Genomic DNA, 6,926 nt, shown 5'->3' on the forward strand with positions numbered 1-6,926 from the left:
TTACCGACCGGTTGGTAAGTACTTACCGTCCGGTCAGTAGGATTGTAGCACGCCCGCCCCCGCGGGTCGATCTGTGACAGGAGACACCGCCTATGGGTGCACACTCGCCAGCAATCCTCGCCCGCGGCGTCGTCAAGCGCTTCGGCACCACCCAGGCCCTCGCCGGACTGGATTTGACTGCTGAGCCGGGTACGATCCTCGGTGTCCTCGGTCCGAACGGCGCCGGAAAGACGACCGCCGTCCGCATCCTGACCACCCTGCTCCGGCCGGATGCCGGTCGCGTCGAAGTAGCCGGGTTCGACGTCGTGCGGCAGCCGGACCAGGTCCGGACCCGCATCGGCCTGGCCGGTCAGTACGCCACGGTCGATGAGCTCCTCTCCGGCCGGGAAAACCTGGTCATGGTCGGGCGGCTCTTCCACCTGCCGCGCGCGGAGGCGCGCCGGCGTGCCGACGCGCTGCTCGAACGATTCGGCCTGACCGATGTGGCCCATCGCCCGGTCAAGACTTACTCCGGCGGCATGCGCCGGCGGCTGGACCTCGCGGCCAGTCTCGTCACCGAGCCGCAGGTCCTCTTCCTAGATGAGCCGACCACCGGCCTCGATCCCCGCAGCCGGCTGACGCTGTGGGAGATCATCCGCGAGCAGGCGGCGCGCGGCGCCACCGTGCTGCTCACCACGCAGTACCTCGATGAGGCCGATCAACTCGCCGACACCATCGTGGTGATCGACCACGGGCGAGTCATCGCCTCGGGGACCGCCGACGAGCTGAAGGATCAGGTCGGCGGCGACCGCCTCGACGTGACCGTTGCAGCGGAGAGCGATCTCGAGGACGCGGTCCGCGCGCTGGAGCGGCACGCCACCGGCCCCGCCCACGTCGACGTCGCGCAGCGACAGGTGAGCGTCCCGATCCGCAACGTCCCCGGTCTGCTCGCCGCCGTGGTGCGCGACCTCGATGCTCGGAACGTGCGCCCGCTCGACTTCCGGCTGCGGCGGCCCACCCTGGATGACGTCTTCCTGGCCCTGACCAGTGCCCCGGCTGGGCCTGCCGGGGACGAGTGCGAGGAGGCCGCATGAACACCACAGCAATGACCGTCGATCCCGTGCCGGTGTACCGCCGGTTGTACTGGGCACTCGCCGATGCCTGGGTCGTCACCCGGCGGCACCTGCTGCACATCCCGCAGCAGCACGAGCAGTGGATCTCCGCCACCGTGCAGCCCATCATCTTCGTGCTGCTCTTCCGCTACGTCTTCGGCGGTGCGATCGTGACGCCGGAAGCGTCCTACATCAACTTCCTGATGGCCGGGATCTTCGTCCAGTCGGTCGTCATGGAGGGGATGACGGGCGGCATCGGCCTCGCTCACGACCTGAAGCGCGGCATCATCGACCGCTTCCGCACTCTGCCGATGGCGCCCTCCGCGGTGCTGGCCGGTCCGATCGTCGCGGACACGCTGCGCAACCTGTTCATCATCGGGGTGATGCTCGCGCTGGGGCTCGCGGTCGGATTCCGGCCGGAGGCAAGCGCCCTCGCCTGGTGCGGGGCCATCGGCCTCCTCCTCGCCACCAGCTTCGCCGTCTCCTGGATCGGCTCCGTCGTGGCGCTGCTCGTTCGGGATCCGGAGGCGGTGCAGGTCATGGCGTTCGTGGTGATGATGCCGCTCGCCTTCGCCAGCAGCGCGTTCGTGCCGGTGGAGACGATGCCGAGCTGGCTCCAGCCGATCGTGCGTCATCAGCCGGTGACCGTCATCGTCGACGCGGTGCGGGGCCTCCTGCTCGCCCACACGACCGGCGCCGCGCCCTGGCAGGCCCTGGCCTGGTGCGCGGGCATCGTCGCCGTCTGTGCGCCGCTGTCGGTGGTGCTGTACCGCCGGCTGGCCCGCGAGTAGTGGGCCATGCGCCGGTCTGGCTGGCCCGGCGGTCGGCCAGCCCGGCGCCTTCCCGGATCACTCCCCTCAGGAGCGGGCAAGCGACTGCAACGCCGCGTAGACGCGCTCTTCGACCGTCTGTCCCTCGCGGCGTTCGACGCGAGCCAGGGCGTCGCGAGCCTCGGGCGCGGTATAGCCGAGTGCCATGAGCGCCTCCATCGCCTCAGCGTCGGCCGCCGCGAGGGCCTGCCCTTGCATGCCGGCCGGTTCGGGCAGCTTGCCGCGAAGCTCCAGGATGATCCGGCTGGCGGTCTTCCTACCGATGCCCGGCACCCGGCTGAGGGAGGCGATGTCCTCCGACTCGATGACCCGGTGCACCTCCTCCGGCCGGGCACTCGAGAGGATGTTCAGCGCCACCCGTGGCCCGACGCCGGTCACGCTCATGAGCAACTCGAAGAGCTGCAACTCTTCCGGCGTGCTGAAGCCGTAGAGCGTGATGTCGTCCTCGCGCACGCGGAGGTGCGTGTAGAGCTCGGCGTGGTCGCCAACCTCACCGAGGTCGTCGACGGTCGTCTGCGACGTGAGCACGCGGATGATGAGCCCATGGAGGTCGATGAGCACGATCCCCGGGTACTTGGCGTGGATCGGACCCCGAACGCCACTGATCATTGGGCATCCCCGCCGGGGAGGTTGTAGACACGGATCGCGTTGCCGCCGAGCACGGGGCCCACCTCCTCCTCGCGCAGGTTCGCATCGCGCACCCGCCGCAGGAAGCGATCCTGCCGCAGCACCGGATAGTCCGACGCCATCAGCACGCGCTCAGGTCCGACGATGTCCAGCACCGTCCGGAAGACGTCGAAGCGGTACAGGTACGTCGACGCGGCCGAGTCGTACGCCACGTTGCGCGCCAGCGACGCGACCTCCGGCATCAACTCATAGAAGGGCAGTCCGCCACCCCAGTGCGCCGCGACCACCCGGAGATCGGGATAGGCCGCCAGGAAGTGGACGAGCTTCTCGGGCGTCGCGGTGCCCTTGCCGGGGTAGATATGCCCCACCGGCTCGCTGACGTGGAACATCACCGGACGGTCGTGCTGCACACAGACGTCGACCAGCGCGGCCAGCGGTTCCGGCTCGCGGAAGTCAAACCCCTGCGCGTCGGCATTCAACTCCCCGATCCCGACGGCGCCGAGGGCGAAGCAGCGGGCGGCCTCCTCGGCGGCGTTGGGCGCGGTCGGCACCACCGTCGCCAGCCAGCTCAACCGGTCGGGGTACGTCGCGGCGGCCGCCGCCATGTAGTCGTTGTGCATCCGGCAGAGGGCCGGGTCGCGCCACGGGAACCCGGCGATGATGGAACGGTCGATCCCCGCGGCGTCCATGCTGGCGATCAGGTCCTCGGCAGTCACCAGCGCCGCGCGCGGGTTTGAATAGAGGTGCTCAAACCAGGGATCACGCGCTACGTATGCCGCACGGTCCCGGCAGATCTCCGGGGAAAAGACGTGCGTGTGCGCGTCGACGACCACCACCGACGGCCACTCCCATGCCCGCGGCATCCGTGCGGGCGGGGCCGGCGCTCCTAGGCCCCGCCACCCATGAACAGGATGACCGCGACGATCGCGATGAAGACGAGGAGGCCGATCAGCACCAGCACCGGGACCAGCCACGCAGCGCGCCCGGCGGCCTCCGCCTCCACCGGCTGCGGCTCCAGCGTCGCACCGGCCGGCATCATCCAGGCGACCACCGCGCTGACGTTGTCGTTGGACGAACGCGCCAGTGCGGTCTGGACGAGCTCCCGCGCGGCCTGCTCGGGCGGTGAGCTGAGCACAATGCGCGCGAGATCCTCCTCCTCGACGTAGTCATGGACACCGTCGGTCGTCAGGACCAACCGGTCGTCTGCCAGCAAGCGGATCTCGAAGATATCGACATCGACGCGCGGCCGGTGTCCAAGCGCGCGGGTAATGATGTTGCGGTGCTGGCTTTCGCGCGCCTCCTGCTCGGTCATCGCGCCGGCTGCGACCTGCTCCGCCACCAGGGAGTGGTCCCGCGTGACCTGCGTCGCCCGGTTCGCCCGGATTAGGTAGGCACGGCTGTCGCCGACATTGCCGATCGTCAGGTCATTCCCCCGGATGACCGCGGCGACCAGCGTCGTGCCCATCATGTTCTCGTCGCCGTTGGCCGAGCCGTTTTGATAGATCAGCTCGTTGGCGTGGCGGAAGGCCTGCTTCAGGCGCTGCGGGACCTCAGTCGGGCCGATCTCCGACCCGTAGTAGTCCTCGCGCAGCGTATCGACCGCGATCTGTGCCGCGACTTCGCCCCGCTGGTAGCCGCCCATGCCGTCGGCGACGGCCAGGAGCACCCCGTGGCTCTGGGCCAACTCCCCTTCCGGATCGGCGACGAAGACGCTGTCCTCGTTTTCCTCCCGGACGGTCCCGGTGTCGGTCGCAGCACCGACCGCCACCCGCATTTCATCCACGTGATCGCGCCCTTACCCTCGGTACCGTTCTATTCCCCCGGAACTGCGAACATTCCCCGGTTCTGGCTGCGAAATCGTAGCACAGCGGAGCGTCCCTGGCCACGCTCGCCACTCCGCGTCCGTTCACGCGCCTATGTTACGATTGCGCTGTTTCGACGGTGCTCGGGATGGAGACACGAACAGATGCGATGGGTCCCACTGCTACGACTCATGCCGGTACTCCTCCTCATGGCGGGGCTGGTGCTCGCCTGCGGTGGGTCCGACGAGGAACCAACCTCGACACCCTCGCCCCAGAGCCTAATCGACGCCGCTGCGGCCCGGTTCAACGAGCTCGATTCGGCCCACTACACGTTGACGATCGACGGGGATGTCTACCTCGATTCGCAGGGGATGCTCGCTCTCCGCGGCGCTGAGGGCGACCTCCAGCGCCCCGACCGCGCCACCGCCAAGGCCGACATCGGCTTCGCCGGCACGACGCTCTCGGTGAACGTGGTCGCCCTGGGCCAGGAGCAATACATGACCAATTTCCTGACCGGCCGGTGGGAGCGCGCCCCAGAGGATCTGGACTACAACCCGGCCGTGGTGTTCGACCCCGAGCGCGGCATCCCGGGCGTGCTCCGTGACACGCGCGACGTGACGCTGGTCGGTGAGGAAAACCTCGACGGCGCGTCGGCCTACCACCTGCGGGGCGTCGTCCCGCAAGCCGCGGTCGCGCCGATGACCGGCAACGCCTTCCAGGGCGACCCGATCGACTTCGACCTGTGGATCGACCGCGAGACATCCGACATTCGCAAGGTTGTGCTCCACGACACGGCCGCCGCGCAGGGAGCGACACCGGCGACATGGACCCTCGTCCTGAGCAAGCACAACGAGCCGGTCACCATCGAGAAGCCGGCGACCTAGCACCGGCAGCGGTCCCCGGCGCGCACAGCCCGGGGCGACTGCTCGTGCCGGTCCTGATCATCGTCGTCGTCGCTGCCCTGGACCTGACGGTCATCGCCCCGATCCTCCCCGCCGTCCTGGTCGACCTGCGCGTCAACACCGCGGAGGCCGACCGCTACGTGTGGATCGTCAGCGGCTACCTCCTGGCCTATACGCTCACGATTCCCCTGATGGGTCGGCTCTCTGATATCGTCGGCCGGCGAGCGACCTTCCTCGCAGCACTGGGCATCTTCCTTGCCGGCTCGGCGGCCTGCGCGGCCGCGCACACACTCCCAGCCATCATCGCCGCGCGAGTCGTCCAGGGCTTCGGCGGTGGCGCCATGGTGCCGGTCGCGATGGCGGTGGTCGGCGACCTGCTGCCTCCGGCACGGCGAGCGGGCGCACTCGGCGTCGTCGCCGCGGCCGATACGCTCGGCTGGGTGCTTGGGCCGCTCTGGGGCGCGGCCATCGAACAGCTCACCGGCGACTGGCGCTGGATCTTCCTCCTCAACCTGCCGATCGGCCTCACGGCCGGCGCGGTCCTGGTGGTGCGCTGGCGCGACCTGCCACTGGGAGGGCGCCAACACATGGCCCTCGACCTCCCCGGCGCGCTGCTCCTGGCAGTCGGCCTTCTGGGGTTGAGCCTGGGAGTGTCGGTCGGTGCCGAGCCGATGCCGGGAGGCGGCAGCCGCGCACTCGGGGCAGCGCCGAACCCCCTGGCCGCCTACCGCTTGCCGCTGGTCGTCGTCGGCATCGTCGCGCTGGCGCTGCTGGTCGTGGTCGAGCGGCGAGCCCGGCACCCGCTCATTCCCCTCGGCATCTTCCGTGAGCGCCTCTTCGCCGCCGCGAACGGGACGAACTTCCTCATCGGCGCGGCACTGATGGTGGCGATGGTGAACGTCCCGCTGCTGACCGCGCTCCTGGTCGAAGAGGACCGCGTCAGCCTCGTCAGTGCCGAGCTGCTGGGCGCCTTTTCGCTGGCGATGGGAATCGGTGCCCTGGCAGGCGGGCGCGTCGCGGAGCGCTTTGGCTACGTCGGGGTGACTCTGGCCGGCCTGCTCGTCGCCGCGGCCGGGTTCTGGCGCATGAGCGGGTGGGGCAACACGCTGGAGATGTCGCGCATGGGCCTCGACCTCGCGGTCACCGGGGTCGGTGTGGGCCTGGTCATCGCGCCCATCGCCGCGGCGGCCATCAACGCCGCGCGCCGTTCCGACCTCGGCATCGCCTCGGGACTCGTGATCGTCATGCGCCTGCTCGGCATGACCCTCGGCATCTCCGCGCTGACCGCCTGGGGCGTTGCCCGCTTGAACGAGGCGCTGACCAGCTTACCACCCGTCATCCAGCAACCGGGCGAATCGCTGGCCGACTACCTGGCGCGCCAGCAGCAAGTGGCGGTGGAGCAGGCCATCCCGGCGACCATCGAGGTCATCCGCGACACGTTCGGCGCCGCCGCCCTCATCTGCCTGCTGGCCATCCTCCCCGCGCTCTTCCTCTCCCAGCGCCCGCGCCGGGAGCGAGAGTGATACGCCTTGCGTCATGCGTCATACGTCCCCCTCACCCCCGGCCCCTCTCCCACCAGGGGAGAGGGGAGTAGGACGGACCACGGAACACGCAATACACAATACCCATCCCGCATGACGGTTGACGCATGACGCATCACGCCTCCCCCAACGC

7 protein-coding genes are annotated in these 6,926 nt (G+C 69.5%); 4 read left to right on the plus strand and 3 right to left on the minus strand.

The window, feature by feature from the left end; translation table 11 throughout:
- Positions 1 to 92 precede the first annotated feature (92 nt).
- Both IRZ30_RS01280 and IRZ30_RS01285 read left to right on the plus strand, forming a co-directional pair.
- A complete protein-coding gene (locus IRZ30_RS01280) occupies positions 93 to 1,073 on the plus strand; it encodes an ATP-binding cassette domain-containing protein (protein ID WP_294082091.1) in 981 nt (326 codons plus the stop codon).
- Positions 1,070 to 1,882, plus strand: a complete 813-nt coding sequence (locus IRZ30_RS01285) for an ABC transporter permease (protein WP_294082093.1) — start codon at positions 1,070 to 1,072, stop codon at positions 1,880 to 1,882. The genes IRZ30_RS01280 and IRZ30_RS01285 overlap by 4 nt, the downstream gene beginning before the upstream one ends.
- A 66-nt stretch (positions 1,883 to 1,948) precedes the next feature.
- Here the strand turns inward: IRZ30_RS01285 and ruvA are convergent, their stop codons facing one another.
- Genes ruvA through IRZ30_RS01300 form a run of 3 tightly spaced genes read right to left on the minus strand, consistent with a single transcriptional unit; the run spans position 1,949 to position 4,322 of the window.
- Positions 1,949 to 2,530 carry a Holliday junction branch migration protein RuvA gene (ruvA, locus tag IRZ30_RS01290; RefSeq protein WP_294082095.1) on the minus strand — a complete coding sequence of 194 codons (582 nt, stop codon included), beginning with the start codon at positions 2,528 to 2,530 and terminating at the stop codon, positions 1,949 to 1,951.
- Positions 2,527 to 3,384, minus strand: a complete 858-nt coding sequence (locus IRZ30_RS01295) for an amidohydrolase family protein (RefSeq protein WP_294082097.1) — start codon at positions 3,382 to 3,384, stop codon at positions 2,527 to 2,529. Before IRZ30_RS01295 ends, ruvA begins: the two co-directional genes overlap by 4 nt.
- 50 nt (positions 3,385 to 3,434) lie before the next feature.
- Positions 3,435 to 4,322 (minus strand): Stp1/IreP family PP2C-type Ser/Thr phosphatase, encoded by an 888-nt coding sequence (locus IRZ30_RS01300; protein ID WP_294082103.1) that lies wholly within the window; start codon positions 4,320 to 4,322, stop codon positions 3,435 to 3,437.
- A gap of 192 nt (positions 4,323 to 4,514) precedes the next feature.
- Between IRZ30_RS01300 and IRZ30_RS01305 the strand changes: the two genes are divergently transcribed.
- Together IRZ30_RS01305 and IRZ30_RS01310 are read left to right on the plus strand one after the other, a co-directional pair.
- Entirely contained in the window at positions 4,515 to 5,234 is a 720-nt protein-coding gene (locus IRZ30_RS01305) for an LppX_LprAFG lipoprotein (RefSeq protein WP_294082099.1), read from the plus strand.
- 44 nt (positions 5,235 to 5,278) lie between these two features.
- Entirely contained in the window at positions 5,279 to 6,775 is a 1,497-nt protein-coding gene (locus IRZ30_RS01310; RefSeq protein WP_294082101.1) for an MFS transporter, read from the plus strand.
- Positions 6,776 to 6,926: the final 151 nt, after the last annotated feature.

The sequence above is a fragment of the Sphaerobacter sp. genome (assembly GCF_019683595.1).
Lineage (GTDB): Bacteria > Chloroflexota > Chloroflexia > Thermomicrobiales > Thermomicrobiaceae > Sphaerobacter.

Excerpts from the sequence above, each read along its gene's own strand:
- IRZ30_RS01300 (WP_294082103.1), bottom strand. The coding sequence starts at position 4,322 with ATGCGGGTGGCGGTCGGTGCTGCGACCGACACCGGGACCGTCCGGGAG.
- IRZ30_RS01305 (WP_294082099.1), top strand. The coding sequence starts at position 4,515 with ATGCGATGGGTCCCACTGCTACGACTCATGCCGGTACTCCTCCTCATG.
- IRZ30_RS01280 (WP_294082091.1), top strand. The coding sequence starts at position 93 with ATGGGTGCACACTCGCCAGCAATCCTCGCCCGCGGCGTCGTCAAGCGC.
- IRZ30_RS01285 (WP_294082093.1), top strand. The coding sequence starts at position 1,070 with ATGAACACCACAGCAATGACCGTCGATCCCGTGCCGGTGTACCGCCGG.
- ruvA (WP_294082095.1), bottom strand. The coding sequence starts at position 2,530 with ATGATCAGTGGCGTTCGGGGTCCGATCCACGCCAAGTACCCGGGGATC.